Annotated in this window: 11 protein-coding genes and 1 pseudogene; 4 read left to right on the top strand and 8 right to left on the bottom strand. The window is 71.6% G+C overall.

Features of this window, described 5'->3' with window-relative positions:
• The first annotated feature begins 71 nt into the window (after nt 1–71).
• A pseudogene (locus ABT127_RS05160) lies at nt 72–2,748 on the top strand (ATP-binding protein).
• Nucleotides 2,749–2,966: 218 nt separating this feature from the next.
• Here the strand turns inward: ABT127_RS05160 and pcaDC are convergent.
• The 4 genes from pcaDC to pcaH are packed head-to-tail and all read right to left on the bottom strand — an operon-like array spanning nt 2,967 to nt 6,828.
• The gene (gene pcaDC / locus ABT127_RS05155; RefSeq protein ID WP_351444730.1) at nt 2,967–4,094 is read right to left on the bottom strand and encodes a bifunctional 3-oxoadipate enol-lactonase/4-carboxymuconolactone decarboxylase PcaDC; all 1,128 of its coding nucleotides are present in this window, start codon (nt 4,092–4,094) and stop codon (nt 2,967–2,969) included.
• A gap of 47 nt (nt 4,095–4,141) precedes the next feature.
• Nucleotides 4,142–5,446, bottom strand: coding sequence for a 3-carboxy-cis,cis-muconate cycloisomerase (pcaB, locus tag ABT127_RS05150; protein WP_351444728.1), 1,305 nt, complete (start codon nt 5,444–5,446; stop codon nt 4,142–4,144).
• Nucleotides 5,443–6,045 (bottom strand): protocatechuate 3,4-dioxygenase subunit alpha, encoded by a 603-nt coding sequence (gene pcaG / locus ABT127_RS05145; RefSeq protein WP_351444727.1) that lies wholly within the window; start codon nt 6,043–6,045, stop codon nt 5,443–5,445. The genes pcaB and pcaG overlap by 4 nt, the downstream gene beginning before the upstream one ends.
• 9 nt (nt 6,046–6,054) lie before the next feature.
• Nucleotides 6,055–6,828: a protocatechuate 3,4-dioxygenase subunit beta gene (pcaH, locus tag ABT127_RS05140; RefSeq protein ID WP_351444725.1), complete on the bottom strand. Its 774-nt coding sequence runs from the start codon at nt 6,826–6,828 to the stop codon at nt 6,055–6,057.
• Between the two features lie 197 nt (nt 6,829–7,025).
• Between pcaH and ABT127_RS05135 the strand changes: the two genes are divergently transcribed.
• Entirely contained in the window at nt 7,026–7,493 is a 468-nt protein-coding gene (locus ABT127_RS05135; RefSeq protein WP_351444723.1) for a MarR family winged helix-turn-helix transcriptional regulator, read from the top strand.
• Between the two features lie 15 nt (nt 7,494–7,508).
• On the opposite strand, the gene ABT127_RS05130 is transcribed toward ABT127_RS05135, so the two are convergent.
• On the bottom strand, nt 7,509–8,432 hold the full coding sequence (locus ABT127_RS05130) for a DUF3048 domain-containing protein (RefSeq protein ID WP_502971645.1): 924 nt from the start codon (nt 8,430–8,432) through the stop codon (nt 7,509–7,511).
• A gap of 69 nt (nt 8,433–8,501) precedes the next feature.
• Complete coding sequence (locus ABT127_RS05125; RefSeq protein ID WP_351444719.1) at nt 8,502–9,563, bottom strand: ATP-dependent DNA ligase; 1,062 nt, start codon at nt 9,561–9,563, stop codon at nt 8,502–8,504.
• A gap of 73 nt (nt 9,564–9,636) precedes the next feature.
• Between ABT127_RS05125 and ligD the strand changes: the two genes are divergently transcribed.
• Nucleotides 9,637–10,674 carry a non-homologous end-joining DNA ligase gene (gene ligD, locus ABT127_RS05120; protein ID WP_351444717.1) on the top strand — a complete coding sequence of 346 codons (1,038 nt, stop codon included), beginning with the start codon at nt 9,637–9,639 and terminating at the stop codon, nt 10,672–10,674.
• Nucleotides 10,675–10,701: 27 nt separating this feature from the next.
• Here ligD and ABT127_RS05115 read toward each other — a convergent pair whose 3' ends face one another.
• Together ABT127_RS05115 and ABT127_RS05110 are read right to left on the bottom strand one after the other, a co-directional pair.
• Complete coding sequence (locus ABT127_RS05115; protein WP_351444715.1) at nt 10,702–12,915, bottom strand: OmpL47-type beta-barrel domain-containing protein; 2,214 nt, start codon at nt 12,913–12,915, stop codon at nt 10,702–10,704.
• Nucleotides 12,916–12,918: 3 nt separating this feature from the next.
• On the bottom strand, nt 12,919–15,309 hold the full coding sequence (locus tag ABT127_RS05110; RefSeq protein ID WP_351445405.1) for a ThuA domain-containing protein: 2,391 nt from the start codon (nt 15,307–15,309) through the stop codon (nt 12,919–12,921).
• 380 nt (nt 15,310–15,689) lie between these two features.
• Here ABT127_RS05110 and ABT127_RS05105 point away from each other — a divergent pair, with 380 nt between their 5' ends.
• On the top strand, nt 15,690–16,637 hold the full coding sequence (locus ABT127_RS05105) for a multicopper oxidase domain-containing protein (RefSeq protein ID WP_351445403.1): 948 nt from the start codon (nt 15,690–15,692) through the stop codon (nt 16,635–16,637).
• The last annotated feature ends 5 nt before the right edge of the window (nt 16,638–16,642 follow it).

Below are 16,642 nucleotides of genomic sequence, written 5' to 3'. Positions count from 1 at the left end.
CACCACGGCGGCCCGGCGCGCACTACTCTCGTGACCAGTACTTCACCGGCACGACACCTGGAGGGTGCGGGATGACTCAGGGACGGCACTCCGACGCCGCCTCCTGTGGGCCCCAGTTGTGGGAGCGGGAGCCCGAACTGGACGTCGCCGCAAGAGCACTGGACGACCTGTGCGCGGACGCCGCCTCGTCGGGCAGCCTCGTCGTCTACCGGGGAGAGGCGGGGATCGGCAAGACCGCCCTGCTCGACCAGGTCCGCCGGCTGGCGCAGGGCAGGGCCACCGTGTGGTCCGCGCGGGGCGGCGAGACCGTCACCTCCGTTCCGTTCAACGTCGTACGGCAATTGCTGCAGCCCGCGCTGCTCGCGCTCTCCGAGGAGGAGACCCGCGAGTACTTCGGCGACTGGTACGACATCGCGGGCCCCGCGCTCGGCATAGCCGAGCCCACCGGCCGGCAGGCCGACCCGCAGGGTGTGCGGGACGGACTGGTCGCCGCCGTCTCCCGACTGGCCCGGCTGCACTGGCCGCTGGTGCTGCTCGTGGACGACGCGCACTGGGCCGACCTGGAGACGCTGGAATGGCTCGTCGCGTTCGCCGAGCGCCTGGACGACCTGCCGGTCCTGGTCGTCGTCGCACAGCGCGACCCGGAGGACGGGCAGGTCGCCACCTGTCTGGACGCGGTCGCGCTCGCCGCCCACCAGGGCACCTCCCAGCTGCGTCCGCTCAGCCCGGACGCCGCCGCGGGCCTGACCCGGGCCACGCTCGGCGCGCACTCCGACGACCCGTTCTGCCGTGAGGTGTGGGCGGTCACCGGCGGAAACCCGTACGAGACGGTCGAGTTGCTGGCCAAGGTGCAGGACGCCGGGATGGCGCCCGAGGAATCGCACGCCGGCGAACTGCGCGCGCTGAACAAGACCGCCCGCGGCCGCGGCCTCGTCACCCGCCTCGAAGGACTCGGCACCGAGGCGACCCGGTTCGCCTGGGCCGCCGCCGTCCTCGGCACCCGGATCGAGCCGGGCCTCGCCGCCCTTCTCGCCGGGATGAACCCCGAGCAGGCCGGCCGCTGCGCCGACCGGCTGCGCACCGCCCGCATCCTCACCGACGGCGCCTACGGGGAGGTCGGCACCCTGGAGTTCGTCCACCCGCTGATCGCCACGGCCGTCTACCAGTCGATCCCGTCGGCCACCCGCACTGCCATGCACGGCCAGGCCGCCTGGGCGGTCACCGCCTCCGGACACGGCCCGGCCGCCGCCTCCCGGCACCTCCTGGAGGTGCACCCCGACGACGACCCGGAACTGGTCGAGCAGTTGCGCGCCGCCGCCCGCGAGCACCTCGCGGTCGGCGCCCCGGCCGCGGCCCGCCGCTGCCTGGAGCGCGCGCTGAAGGAGCCGCCGCTGCCCGAGCTGTGGCCGCACGTCCAGTACGAGCTGGGCTGCGCCACGCTGCTCACCTCACCGGCCACCACCGTCCGGCATCTGCGCGCCGCCCTCGAAGCCACCCCGGGCCTGTACGGCGAGGAGCGCGTCGACGCGGTCTGCCGGATGTCCCAGGCCCTAGTCCACAACGACCAGCTCGCGGACGCGCTCACCCTCATCGACACCGAGTCCCACCAGCTGGAGCCCGGACCGCAGCGGCTGCGGCTCCAGGCCAGCCGGTTCTTCTGGGAGAGCATCTACAACGGCGAGTCGGACGCCCCGGCCCGCTCCCGCAGGCTCGCCGACCTCGCCGCCAAGGTCACCGGCCGGGACAACGCGGAGCGGGTGCTGCTCATCCTGCGCGCCTTCGACATGATGAACCGCGGGGAGAACGCCGAGGAGGTCGCGGAGTACTGCGACCGCGCCCTGGTCAACGGCCGCCTCGCGCCGGGACTCGGCTGGACCGACACCGAGTGGAGCTTCGAGATCCTGATCGCCCTCGGGTTCTCGTACATCTTCTCCGACCGTCTCGACCGCGCAGAGAGCCTCTTCGCGGAAGGCATCCGGGCCTACGAGAGCGCGGGCTGGAGCGGCGGACACCTCGCCGTCGCCCATGCCTTCGCCGGGTACGTCCACCGCAGGCGCGGCCGGCTCACCGAGGCGGAGGCGCTGCTGCGCGAGGCCCTGCGGCTGACCGACCGCGTCGGCCGGGGACTGCCCATGCACTGGGACGCGGCGGGCAAGCTCATCGACACGCTGCTCGCCCGCGGCCGGCCCGACGAAGCCCTGAAGATCGCCGAGCGGTACGACTACGCGCCGCCCTACCCGTCGACGATCCTCTTCCCCGAGGCCGTACTCCGTGCGCGGCCGGCTGATGCTCGCGATCGGCCGCACCGCCGAGGGCATCAGCGAACTGGAGGCGGCGAGCAAGGCCGCACAGGCCCGCGGCGGGCACAACACCATCGTCTCCTCGTGGGCCTGCGACCTGGCCCGCGCCGTCGCCGACACCGACCCCAAGCGGGCGGCCGACCTCGCGGTGCTGGCCCGCGTCCAGGCGGAGCGGCTCGGTACCGACACCGCCATAGGGGAGGCGCTGCGGTGTGCGGCGGCTCTGGAGACGGGGCAGCGGCAATTGACCCTGTACGCCAAGGCGGTGACCTATCTCGAAGCGTCGCCGAGCGCCTACGAGCACGCGCTGGCCCGCGTCGAGTACGGGATCGCGGCCCGGTCCCGGGCCGAGCTCAACCACGGTCTGCAACTGGCCCGTTCCTGCGGGGCGGAGGGGCTGGCCGCCCGGGCGCGGGAGGTGCTGGAGACAGGGCGCGGGCTGCACTGAGCCCGGCCCCGCCCTGGTTCCTCGTCTGCGGCTCCGGTGGGGGCTGGTCGCGCAGTTCCCCGCGCCCCTGAGGCATGCGCTGACGCGCAGCCTCCCCTGAGGCTGCAGCTCCGCCGCGCCTCCTCTCTATGAGATGCCGCACGAAGTGCGCATCTCAGGGGCGCGGGGAACTGCGCGACCAGCCACGACGTGACCGGCACACGGCAACGACCGCCACGTCACCCGGCCGAATCCGGCGCCTCCTCGGCCAGCACCCGCTGAGCCACCCCGAACGCGCGGTTGGCCGCCGGAACACCCACATACACCGCGCACTGCTGGAGCACGGCACCGATCTCGTCCGGGGTGAGGCCGTTGCGGCGGGCGGCGCGGACATGCATGGCCAGCTCGTCGTCGTGGCCGTGCGCCACCAGCGCGGTCATCGTGATCATGCTGCGTTCGCGGCGCGTGAGCGTCGGGTCGGTCCAGATCTCGCCCCACGCGTAGCGCGAGATGAAGTCCTGGAACCGCGCGGTGAACGGCGTCTGCCGGGCCTGCGCCCGGTCGACGTGCGCGTCCCCCAGCACCTCGCGCCGTACCTCCATGCCGCGCCGCGCACCCTGCCCGAAGTGGGCGCGGAGCAGCCCGAGGACCGCCTCCGGGCGTTCGGCGACGGCCAGGTGCGAGGCGCCGGACAGCTCCACGAGTTCGGCGCCGGGCACCGCGTCGGCGATCTCCCGCAGATGCGCGGGCGGTGTCGCGGGGTCGTCGCGCCCGGCGATCAGCAGCGTGGGCACGGCGATGTCCCGCAACCGGTCCCGCAGGTCGAAGGCGGCGAGCGCGTCGCAGCAGGCGGCGTACGCCTCCGGGGAGGCATCCAGGTTGTCCCGCACCAGGCGCGGCACGGAGAACCCCGGCGTGAACCAGCGCGTCGGCGCGCTCTCGGCGACCGGGGCCGTGCCCTCCTTGCGGACCAGCACGGCCCGCTCCCGCCAGGGCCCGGGCTCGCCGAAGTGGGCGGAGGAGCAGAGCACGGCGAGGCTGCTGATCCGCTCCGGGTGGTGCACGGCGAGGTGCAGCCCGACGGCGCCGCCCAGCGAGACACCCGCGTAGGCGAAGCGCCCGATCCCCAGCTCGTCGGCGAGGGCCAGCACGAGCGTGGCGAGGTCGCCGACGGTGGCGCCGGCCGGGATCAGACCCGCGTCGGACCCGCCGTGCCCCGGCAGGTCCCAGCGCACGACGCGACGGTCCGTGGACAACTCGGGCGCCACCTGGTCCCACAGCGCGAGCGAGGTCCCCAGGGAGGGGCCGAGCAGGAGCGGGGGCGCGGTGGGGGAGCCCTCGGCGTGGTGGTGAAGAAGACGACTCATGGTGAACTCCAGGAAACGAGAGGAAGGGCCGCGCGGAACGAGGTGTCTCAGACCCGGGCCAGCGCCCGGTCGACCAGCGCCCCCGCGGCCCCCACGTAGCGGGCCGGATCGAGCAGAGCCGCGACGTCGACGCCCCTCAGTTCGGGTGCGTCGACGAGCGCCTCCCGCAGCGAACACCCGCGCTCCCGGGCCTCCGCGGCGGCGGCGCCCAGCAGCTCCTTCGCCCGCGACCGGCCGACGACACCGGCCAGCTCGGCGGAGACCCGCTCGGAGACGATCGCGCCCCCGGTCAGCCCCAGGTGCCCGCGCATCACGTCGCCGCGCACCACGAGACCCCGGGTCAGTTCGCCGGCGTCCCGCGCCGCCCCGCCGACCAGCCGCAGCAGCTCCCGCAGCGTGGTCCACTCGGCGTGCCAGGCACCGGCCGGCCGCTCGTCCTCGGCGGGGAGCGAGCCGTACAGCGTCGCCGCGAGCCCGGGCGCCCGCCGGGCCGCGGCGGCGATCAGCGTGGACCGCACCGGGTTCGCCTTGTGCGGCATGGCGGAGGAGCCGCCGCCGGAGCCCTCGGCCAGCTCCCCGATCTCCGTACGGGACAGGGTGAGCACATCCACGGCGACCTTGCCGAGCGCGCCCGCCGTGAAGGCCAGCGCCCCCGCCAGATCGGCGACCGGGGTCCGCAGCACATGCCACGGCAACACCGGTGCGGACAGGCCGAGTTGTTCCGCGTAGGCGTCCACGAGGGCGAGCGGATCCGGGGCGCCGTACGCCTCGAAGGCCGCGAGGGTTCCCGCCGCGCCACCGAGCTGCACCGGCAGCACGACCGCCCGCAGCCGGTCCCGCGCGTCGAGCACCAGCGAGCGCCAGCCGGCCGCCTTCAGCCCGAACGTCGTCGGCACGGCGTGCTGGGTGAGCGTCCGGCCCGGCAGGACGGTGTCCCGGTGCTCGGCCGCGATCCGTCCCAACGCCGCCGCCGTGGAGTCGAGTTCACCGACCACGAGGCTCAGCGTGCGGGCCGCGACCAGCATCAGCGCGGTGTCGAGCACGTCCTGACTGGTCGCGCCCCGGTGCACGTACGCGCCCCACCGCGCCGGCACCGCCGCCGTCAGATCGGCGACCAGCGGGATCACCGGGTTGCCGCCGGAGCGGGCCCGGCGCGCGAGGTCCCGTACGTCGAAGGCGTCGGCCACGGCTGCCGCCGCCACCGCGTCGGCGGCCTCGGCGGGCGCGAGCCCGAGCGCCGACTGCGCCCGGGCCAGACCCGCCTCCGCGTCCAGCAGGGCCTGGAGGAAGGCCTGTTCGGAGGTGGTGCGCTCGGTGGGTGCGTCCTCGCTGCCGGGATCGAACAACGTCACGTGAACTCCAGGAAGACCGTCTCGCCCTCGCCCTGAAGACGCACGTCGAAACGGTACGTGCCGTCGGCCTGCGGACGGGCGATCAGCGTGTCGCGGCGCTCCGGGGCGAGGCGGGTGAGCAGGGGGTCGTCGGCGAGTGCGGCGTCGCCTTCGAAGTAGATCCGGGTGAACAGATGGACCAGCAGCCCGCGCGCGAACACGCACACGCTCAGGTACGGGGCGTTGTCGCCCCGCGCTCCCGGCCACCTGGTCCGCACGTACCACTGCCCGCCCGCGTCGGTCTGGCTGCGACCCCAGCCGGTGAACTCCCAGTTGTTGCGCCCGAGATAGCCGCCGGTGGCCGGGTCGCGCCGGATCGATCCGTCGACCCGCGGCAGCTCGCCCTCGGAGTCGGGGCCCCATATCTCCAGGAACGCGTCCGGTACGGGGGTGCCCTCACCGTCGTACACGCAGCCGCGCACCACGACCTCGTTCGGGTCGCCCGGGGGCGCGATGTCGGGGCCGCCGGGGAACGGCAACGCGTAGCCGTAGAACGGGCCGACCGTGTGCGACGGCGTCGGAAGGATCTGTTCCGGCCTGCTCGTGTCGATCTTCGTCATGGTGTCTGCTCAGCGCCCTTCTTCGATCCAGGTGGCCTGCGGGCCGTCGAGCACGATGTCCCAGTGGTAGCCCATGGAGAACTCCGGTACGGACAGGCTGTGGTCGTAGGTGGCGACCAGGCGCTGCCGGGCGGCGTCGTCGGTGACGGACTGGATGATCGGGTCGTACGGGAACAGCGGGTCGCTCGGGAAGTACATCTGCGTCACGAGCCGCTGGGTGAACGCCGAGCCGAACATCGAGAAGTGGATGTGCGCGGGACGCCAGGCGTTGAGGTGGTTGCGCCACGGATAGGGTCCGGGCTGGATCGTGGTGAAGTGATACCCGCCCTGATCATCCGTCAGCATCCTTCCCACGCCGGTGAAGTGCGGGTCGAGCGGGGCGTCGTGCTGCTCGCGCTGATGGGCGTAGCGACCGGCCGAATTGGCCTGCCAGATCTCGACCAGCTGGCCGCGCAGCGGGCGCCCGGCGCGGTCGAGGAGGCGGCCCGAGACGGTGATCCGCTCGCCGATCGGCTCGCCGGTGTGCTGCCGGGTGAGGTCGTTGTCGATCTCGGTGATGTCGCGCTCGCCGAAGGCGGGGGAGGCCAGCTCCACCAGCTCCGGGTCCTTCGACACGTCGATGGCGACCGGCGGCCGCTGCGGATGGCGCAGCGTCGAGGAGCGGTAGGGGGCGTAGTCGCGGCGCGGATGGTGCTCGACGGGCGCCCCGCCGGCGACCCGCTTCTCGTACGCGGCGTGCTCGGCCGCGATCTCGGTGTCTATGTCGTGCTGGGTGAGGGGCATGGGAGTTCGTGGCCTTCCTGAGGTTCCCGTGCGAGGGCGGGGCCCGGCCGACATCGTTCCGGCGCCGGCTCCACAATTACTCAGCGCACTGAGCATTTGTAGGGTGACCGACACGTTGCCATTGCTCATGAGAGGCGTCAAGGGTCTAAAATCGCTCAGTGCACTCACATAAATCCGACGCAGACCGGAGGTCCGCGATGGTCGCGGTGGATCTGAGCAGCCATCCCGGACACCTCGCCCGGCGGCTCCAGCAGGCGCACTACCTGCTGTGGAACACGATGGTCTCCGAGGAGATCACGTCACCGCAGTTCGCGGTCCTGAACGCGCTGGTGGCCGAGCCGGGCCTGGACCAGCGCACGGTCGGCGAGCGCGTCGGCCTCGACCGGTCCACGATCGCCGAGGTGATCAGCCGCCTCACCCGGCGCGAGCTGATCGACAAGGTGCGCGATCCGCAGGACGGCCGCCGCTGGCTCCTCCGGCTGACCGCCGAGGGCCTGCGCGCGCACAAGAAGCTGACCCTGCGCACGGCCCGGATGAACCAGATCTTCCTGGCGCCGCTGGACGCGGCGGAGCAGGCGCAGTTCTTCGATCTCATCCAGCGGGTGGCGGACGCGGCGGAGGGGCTGCGCCACCCGCAGGAACCGGCGGTCGGCACCTCCGGCTGACGCGGGCGCACCGGCCTACTTCTTCGCGAACACCACCCACACCTGCCCCGGCGCGAACGGCAGCGGGCCGCCGCCGTCCGCCGCCGTGAACGTGGTGCCGCTCCGGCCGGTCGGCCGCGACCACCGCGCCTCGTAGGCCCGGCCGTCCCGCAGCACCAGCGCCCTCCCCGAGCCGACGGTCCGGGACAGCGGCGACGTGCTGCCGTTCACGTCGTGGAAGCGCGAGGGCTCCACCTCGACGTACTGCACCACGACCGTCGGCGCCGCGAGCCGCGTCCCGTGGGCGTTCGTCGCGGGCCGGTCGTCCATGGACACCAGCCAGCGGCCCTGTCCCGCGGACCAGTCGAAGGTGAACCGGGCGGCGGGGAAGCGCACGGTCTGCCGGGTCCGCGGCTGCCCGCCCGCGGGAGCCTTCGAGGCGAACCGGAAACCGGCCGCGGTGCCCGCACTCGTCCCGGACGTCGTCCGCCCGAGGCTGCCGGGCCGCAGATACAGATTGTGCGGCGCGGGTTTCCCGCCGCCCCGGAAATAGGCGCCCGGCTTCGCGCCCTGCGGCACGGCGTGCAGCGGCGCCGCGTCGATCAGGGGCTGGAGTCTGCCCTGCGCCCCGGAGTACGCGAGCGTCGGCTCCTCGAACTGACGCAGCAGATCCAGGTCGGTCTCGCGGGCGCTGCGCACCGGCCCCACGACCTCGGGGACCCGCTTGCCGAACACGGCCATGAGCCGGCTGAGTCCGCCCTCCACCTGCTCGGCGTACACGATGTCGGCGTCCTCGAGGCCGGTCTGCGGGCGTGCCGCGCCCACGTTGTCGACCTTCACCGCGAGCACCGCCGGGCCTCCGGAGCCCTGCCCGCCGGGCGGTGTGCCCGTGGGCTTGCAGGCCCCGGCGAGCACTCCGAGCGCACCGATGACGAACCCCCGCCTACGCATCCCGCGCATCTCGTTCACGTACCGCGCATACCCATCGCGGGCCGCCGCTCACCCCGCGAAACCGGACACCGTGCCGGTTCAGCGCAGCACGTCCGCCAGATCGAACGACACCGGCTCCTCCAGCTGCGCGTACGTGCAGCTCTCCGGCTCCCGGTCCGGGCGCCAGCGGCGGAAGCGGGCCGTGTGCCGGAAACGCGCCCCGTTCTCCATGTGGTCGTAGGCCACCTCGCAGACGAGGTCCGGCCGCAGTGCCACCCACGACATGTCCTTCTTGCCGGTCCAGCGGCTGGGCGCGCCCGGCATCCGTCGCGCGTCGTGGGCGGACTCGTCGTTCCAGGCCGCCCACGGATGCCCGGCCGCGTCGTCCATGCGCAGCGGCTCCAGCTCCGCGACCAGTTCCGTGCGCCGCTTCATGGTGAAGGCCGCGCAGACACCGACGTGCTGGAGCGCGCCCCGGTCGTCGTAGAGGCCGAGCAGCAGCGAACCGACGACCGGTCCGCTCTTGTGGAAGCGGTACCCGGCGACCACGCAGTCCGCCGTCCGCTCGTGCTTGACCTTGATCATCAGGCGTTCGTCCTGGCGGTAGCGGAGATCCAGCGGCTTGGCCACGACACCGTCCAGGCCCGCGCCCTCGAACTGCTCGAACCAGCGTGCGGCCAGCTCGGCATCGGTGGTCGCGGGTGCCACGTGCAGGGGGGCCGAGGCGTCCGCCAGGGCCTCCTCCAGGCGCTGCCTGCGCTCGGCCAGCGGGGTGTCGACCAGCGATTCGTCGCCGAGCGCCAGCACGTCGAAGGCCACGAAGGAGGCCGGGGTGCGCTCGGCGAGGGTGCGCACCCGGGACTCCGCCGGGTGGATCCGCTCGCTCAGCGCGTCGAAGTCGAGCCGCCCGTCCCGCGCGATCACGATCTCCCCGTCGAGCACGCAGCGCTCGGGCAGCCGCTCGGCCAGCGCTGCCACCAGTTCGGGAAAGTACCTGGTCAGCGACTTGGTGGTGCGGCTGGTCAGCTCGATCTCGGCGCCGTCGCGGAAGACGATCGCCCGGAAGCCGTCCCACTTGGCCTCGTAGTGCATGCCGGCCGGGATCCGGGCGGCGGACTTGGCGAGCATCGGCTTGACCGGCGGCATCACGGGAAGATCCATGAACCGATTCTGTCCCGCATGGCGGCTCATCGCCCGGTATGCGCGCTTCGTCCCGTCGGCCTAGCGTGGGGCCATGGGCAGCAAGGGCGCGGCAGTGGAGCTGGAAGCGGGCGGGCGGACGGTGCGTCTGTCCAGCCCCGACAAGGTGTTCTTCCCCGACGGCGGCGGGTCTGGCAAGGGGTACACGAAGCTCGACCTCGCGCGGTACTTCCTCGCGGTCGGCGACGGCATCGTGCGCGCCCTGCGCGACCGCCCGACCACCCTGGAGCGCTACCCCGACGGTGTCACCGGCGAGTCCTTCTACCAGAAGCGCGCCGCGAAGAACCTGCCGGACTGGATCCCGACGGCCACCATCACCTTTCCCTCCGGGCGCACCGCCGACGAGATGTGCCCCACGGAGATCGCCGCCGTGGTGTGGGCCGCCCAGTACGGCACCCTCACCTTCCATCCGTGGCCCGTGCGCCGGGACGATCCCGACCACCCCGACGAACTCCGCATCGACCTCGACCCGCAGCCCGGCACCGACTACGCCGACGCCGTGCACGCCGCCCGTGAACTGCGCGCCGTGCTGCACGAGTTCGGCGGTCTGCGCGGCTGGCCCAAGACCTCCGGCGGGCGCGGACTGCACGTCTTCGTGCCCATCGAGCCGCGCTGGACCTTCACCGAGGTGCGGCGCGCCGCGATCGCCTGCGGCCGCGAACTGGAGCGCAGGATGCCGCAGTCCGTCACCACGGCCTGGTGGAAGGAGGAACGCGGGGAGCGCATCTTCGTCGACTTCAACCAGACGGCGCGGGACCGCACCATCGCCTCCGCCTACTCGGTCCGCGCCCGGCCGAACGCCCCGGTCTCCGCCCCGCTGACCTGGGACGAGCTGGGCGACGCGCTGCCCCGCGACTTCGACATCGTCTCCATGCCCAAGCGCTACGCCGACGTCGGCGACGTGCACGCGGAGATGGACGCCGAGCGGTACTCCCTCGACGCCCTCCTCGAACTCGCCGACCGCGACGAGAAGGACCGCGGTCTCGGCGACCTGCCGTACCCGCCCGAGTACCCGAAGATGCCGGGCGAGCCCAAGCGCGTACAGCCGAGCCGGGCCAGACACGAGGACTGACCCGGCTCGACCCGCTTCACCACCGCGCTACGGGAGTTCCTTCACACGGATGTCCCGGTACGAGATGACGTCCGAGGTGCTGTGCACCTGGAGCCCGACGTAGCCGGAGGAGTACCGCCGGCCGTCCGTGCCCGGGTCGTCGCCCCGCGGGGGTTCGAAGACCTGGCCACCGGTGTTGTCGAACTCGTTGATCAGCACGCCGTTGCGGTAGATCGAGAAGTGCTGGTCCACCACCTTCACCTCGTAGTCGTTCCACGTGCCCTTCTGGGTGACGCCCGCGCCCGCGAGGCCGACCCGGTCGAAGCCGTAGACCGAACCGGTCTTGTACATGTCGCCGTCGGGCTTGTCGAGCACCTGGATCTCGTGCCCGTACTTGATGGCGACCCACTCCGGGCTCGGCTCCTCGGGGTTGTCGTGCACCCACGGGAAGCGCACGAACACACCGCCGTTGGCGTTGCCCGTGCCCGGCGCGTCGTCACGCCACTGGAGCTTCAGCGAGAAGTTCCCGTACTTGCGCTGCGGGAACCAGAGCATGCCCATGCCGTCGACGTCCGTACGGCTGGTGATCGAACCGTCGGCGTTCAGCGCGAACTTCCCGCCGCCGACCTGCTCCCACTTGGCGAACTGCTCCTGCGTGCCGTCCAGGATCTTGGTGTAGCCCTCGGTCTGGCCGGGCTTTCCGATCGGGGACGCCTTCGCCGCCTTGTTGATCTTGTTGTACTCGCGCTGGTCGACGACGCCTTCCTTGAGAAGCTTGTCGGTCACCGTCTTCACGTGCTTCACGAAGAGGGCGTGCGACGTCCACTCCTTCTCGTCCTCGATCAACTCGCCGATCCGGCAACGGTTGTTGGTGACCCGGTTCGGGATGCCCGTGTCGGCCGTGCCGACGAACACCGTCGACCGCTCGTCGTACTCGGGGCAGTCGGGAGCGGGTACTCCGCCGCCGGACGCGACGGCGAACACGAAGGTCTGCGCCGCGGCCGTGTTGCCCGCCTTGTCGCTCGCCCGGTACGCGACCGAGTGCGCGCCCACCCGGTCCACCACGACCGGTGCGGTGTACGCGAGATAGGGCCCGCCGTCGAGCGAGTACTCGATCTTGTCCACCCCGGAGTCGTCGTCCGTCGCCGTCAGCGTCAGCTTCACCTTGTTGACGTAGGCGCCGTCGGAGTTCTTGTCGCCCGCGACCGCGAGGCCCACGCTCGGCGGGGTGGTGTCCTGCGCGGGCGGCGTGACGACCGTGAAGTCGACGGACTTCTCGGCGGCCCGGTTGCCCGCCTTGTCGGTCGCCCGGTAGCGCACCGTGTACGCGCCCGCCTCGTGCACCATGACCGGCGCGGTGTACGGCTGCCATGCGCCGTCCGCGCCGACCGCGTACTCGATGGTGTTGACGCCGGAACCGGTGTCGGACGCGGTCACGGTGACCGTCGCCATCCCCAGGTAGGCGCCGTCGGCGTCCTTCTCGCCGGTCACCGTCGCCGAGGTCTCCGGCGCCGTGGTGTCGTCCGTGGGCGGCGCCACCACCGTGAATTCCAGGGACTTCTCGGCGGCGGTGTTGCCCGCCTTGTCGGTCGCCCGGTACTTCAGTGTGTGCGCCCCGACCCGGTCGACGACGACGGCCGCCGTGTACGGCGTGTAGGCGCCGTCGTCGAGGGCGTACTCGATCCGGTCGACACCCGACCCCGCGTCGGTCGCCGACACGGTCACCGAGGCCGAACCGACGAACGCGCCGTCGGCGTTGGTCTGTCCCTCGGCCTTCGCCGAGGTCTCCGGCGCGGTGGTGTCGTCACCGCCGCCGCCCCCGTCCGTCACCGTCAGCACGCCCGTCATGCTGGTGTGGCCGGGGATCGTGCAGTGGTAGCGGTACGTGCCGGGGGAGAGGGTGACCTCCACCGAGTGCTTGCCGCCCTGGTCGTCGTTGGGGTTGGCCATGATGTTGACCGGCACGTCGTTGTTGTACTCGGGATCCGACACGTCGAACGTCAACGTGTGCGGCATCCCCGTGGTGTTGCCGGTCGCCGCGCTGTTCTCGAAGACGATCGTCGCCTTGCCCGCGACCGCGGTCTCCGGCACCGACGCGTACTTCGTGATGTCGTCGCCCGCCGTCCACGTCAGCACCTGCTCGGCCGCCGCACCCGACGGCTCCGGCTGGCTGTACGCGGCCTGGGTGCCGCCGAGCCCGAGGAGCAGCAGGAGCGCCGCGAGCAGCGCGATCACATGTCTGGGCCGTTCTCGTGTGCGCATGGGTCAGCCCTTCCTGGCCAGCTGATCGGCCGCCGGAGTCGGTCCGCCACCGGTGTACGTGACCTTCCACAGCGCCGACTTGGAGTCGGAGGTGAAGAAGCCGCGCCCGTAGTCGAGGACGTACAGCGCACCGTCGGGACCGAACTTCCAGTCCATGAGGTTCTTGATGCCGTCGTTCCCGACCGGGACGATCTTCTTCAGCGACTCGGAGTGCACGGGAAGCCCGCCGTCGCCCTGGGTGGCGGGATCCATCACGACGGCGTTGCGCGGCTGGTCGGAGTCGTAGAAGTCACCGACGAACCACTTGCCGTCCCAGTAGCCGGGCCACTGGCCCGCGCTGGTCACCGACGCGTCGTACCGGTACACCGGCCCGTCCATGGCCGCCTGGCCGCCGCCCTTCAGCCACGGCAGCAGGTAGGTGGCCTCTTCCTTCTTGTAGGACGGAACGCCCTTGGCGTCCCGCGGGTAGTCCGGGGCGCCGCCCTGCGGCGAGTACCAGATGTTGTTCCCGGTGACCGGCGGCAGATTGACGAGACCGTCGTTGTTCGGCGACTCGTTCTTCGGGTGGTCGCAGTCGTACCAGCCCAGCGGCTTGCTCGGGTCCGGCAGATTGCGGTCGCGGTAGGGCTGCTTGTTGCCCATGCAGTACGGCCAGCCGCGGTTGGACGCCTTGGTGATGACGGCGAACGTGTCGTACTTCGCCGGCCCCCAGGTCGTCGACGGCTCACCGGCGTCCGGCCCGACCCAGCCCGCGTAGAGCGTGTCGGTCTTCTTGTCGATCGAGATGCGCGCCGGGTTGCGGACGCCCATCACGTAGATCTCGCCGCGCGTCTTGCCGCCGCCCTCGGCCGTCTCCTTGCCGGTGAAGAGGTTCCCCTCCGGCAGGCTGTACGTGCCGTCGGCCTCCGGGTGGATGCGCAGGATCTTGCCGTTGAGGTTGTGGGTGTTGCCCGCGGTGCGGCGCGCGTCGGCGAACGAGACGCCCTTGTAGTTCGGCTCCGGATTGTTGCCCGAGTAACCGTCGCTGAACTGCGAGGAGTTGTTGTCACCGGTCGCGATGTACAGGTTCCCCTTGGAGTCCCAGGCCATCCCGCCACCGGCGTGGCAGCAACTGTGCACCTGGACCGGCCACTTGAGCAGCACCTTCTCGCTGCTTAGGTCCAGCTTGTCCGTGGCGAGGTCGAGCGTGAACCGGGAGACCCGCCGCTCGGCGATCTGCTTGTCCCGGTCGAGCTGCGAGTGCGGGGTGTAGTGCAGGTACACCCACCCGTTCTGCTCGAACTTCGGGTCCAGCTCGATCCCGAGCAGCCCCTCCTCGACCTTGACCAGCTCGTCGCCGCCGCCCTTGTTGCCGAAGACGGTCAACTCCCCGGCGAGAGTGACCTTCTTGGTCTTCGGGTCGTAGACGTGGATCTGCCCCTTGCCCTTGCCGACATCGGGGTCGTTCCAGTCCGTGACGACCGGCTGCGAGGAGTCCGCGCCGCCGCGCCCGATGTAGAGCACCCGCCCGTCGGGCGCGGTCACCAGGCCGTGCGGCTCACCGATCTGGTCGTTCTGCCCCGGCTGGTTGGCCTGGGTCAGCCGCTCCGCCTTGTAGTTGCCGTTGATCGTCGCCTTGCAGTCGGCGCGCACGAGCCGCGTCGTCCACAGCAGCGCGCCGCGCAGATGGTCGCGGAAGTCGGTCTCGTCGTAACTGGAGGCCGTCCCGCCCATGCCGGTGTAGAAGGACCGGCCGCCGTCGTAGTCACGGCACCAACTCACCGGATGGTCACCGCCGTTGGCGCTGCCCCCGGGCTTGTACGTCGACTCGCGCACCCGGGCCACCGTGTGCACGTCGCCGGACGGGTTCTTCACCCAGTTCAGCCACTGGTCGGGACGCTTCCACTGCGCCGGCAGGTCCTTCGTCGCCGGGTGCTGCCGGTCGCCCACCTCGACGGTGGCCCGCTGCACATCGGTCGGCGACGAGGCCGCGGGGCGCGCGCCCACGAGCCCCGTGAACCAGTCGGAGTACGGCTCGGCGCGCGCTGCGTCATGGACGCCGACGAAACCGCCGCCGGCCTCCATGTAGGCCTCGAGGCCCGCCTCCTGGTCCGGGTCGAGGACGTCCCCGCCGCCGGTCAGGAACACCACGGAGTTGAAGCGGCCCATTTTGGTGCCGTTCGTGAAGACGGACGCGTCGTCGGTCGCGGTGACGGTGAAGCGCTGCCCGGCCGGGCCGGACTGGCCGATCTTCTCGATCGCCTCGATGCCGGCGTTCACCACGGGCGACTCGTCGCCGCCCGCCGCGGACCCGTAGAACACCAGGACCCGGACCGTGGCACCGCCGGGCGGCGACTTGACGGACATCGTTGTCACGGGCCCAGCCGGGTCCGGTTGCGCACTCGCGGTCGGCATGGCCAGCAGGCCCGCGGCGAGCGCACCGGCCGCGACACCTCCGGCCACGATCCGGGCGCGTCTGCGCCTGCTCGCTCTGAACTCTCGTACGGGCAATGGTGTTTGAGGCGGTATGCGCCGCATGTGTTCACTCACCCCTCGTCGGGCACAGCAACAGCGCCGTGAAAGCTAGACCTCTTTTCGTGGCGCGCCAATAGGTATGACCGCAATGGCACGAACTTTGTCCTGAGTGTGGATAAACGAAGATCACCTGGCTACGGTGATCGGCGCGATGCTCTGTGTGACGTGAATGCCGGTACGAGGCTGGGGAGTTGGCCGTGACGGAACACGAAGAGGCGAACCGGGCGAGCGAGAGCGACCGCCGCGCGCTCAGCCGCCGCATGCTCATCGGCGGCGCGGTGGCCGCGACGGCCGGGGTGACATCGTTGTCGATCGGGGCCTCGGCGCCCCCCGCGGCCGGTGCCGACACCCCGCCGCGCACCGCGCCGGCGGGCGGTGAGGTCAGACGGATCAAGATGTACGCGGAGAAGCTCGCGGACGGTCAGCTGGGCTACGGCTTCGAGAAGGGCAAGGCGTCGGTTCCGGGCCCGCTGATCGAGCTGAACGAGGGCGACACCCTGCACATCGAGTTCGAGAACCTCACGGACGTCGACGCGAGTCTGCACGTCCACGGCATGGACTACGAGATCTCCAGCGACGGTACGCGGATGAACCGCAGCCACGTCGAGCCCGGCGGCACCCGCACCTACACCTGGCGCACCCACGCGCCGGGCCGCCGCAAGGACGGCACCTGGCGCCCGGGCACCGCGGGCTACTGGCACTACCACGACCACGTCGTCGGCACCGACCACGGCACCGGCGGCATCAAGAAGGGGCTGTACGGCCCGGTGATCGTGCGCCGCAAGGGCGACATCCTGCCCGACCCGGGGAAGACCTTCACGATCGTCTTCAACGACATGACGATCAACAACAAGGCCGCCCACGAGGCCCCCACCTTCGAGGCCACGGTGGGCGACCGGGTCGAGATCGTGATGATCACGCACGGCGAGTACTACCACACGTTCCACATGCACGGTCACCGCTGGGCGGACAACCGCACCGGCATGCTCACCGGCCCCGACGACCCCACCCAGATCCTCGACAACAAGATCTGCGGCCCGGCCGACTCGTTCGGGTTCCAGATCGTCGCGGGGGAGGGGGTGGGCGCCGGGGCGTGGATGTACCACTGCCATGTCCAGAGCCACTCGGACATGGGGATGGCGGGGCTGTTCCTGGTGAAGAAGGCGGACGGGTCGATACCGGAGTACGACGACCCGCATCACATGTAGGGGGT

It is taken from the genome of Streptomyces sp. NPDC001904, from assembly GCF_040297005.1.
GTDB lineage: Bacteria > Actinomycetota > Actinomycetes > Streptomycetales > Streptomycetaceae > Streptomyces.
Note: the sequence above shows the minus strand (reverse complement) of the source record. Positions and strands in the feature narration are given on the sequence as shown.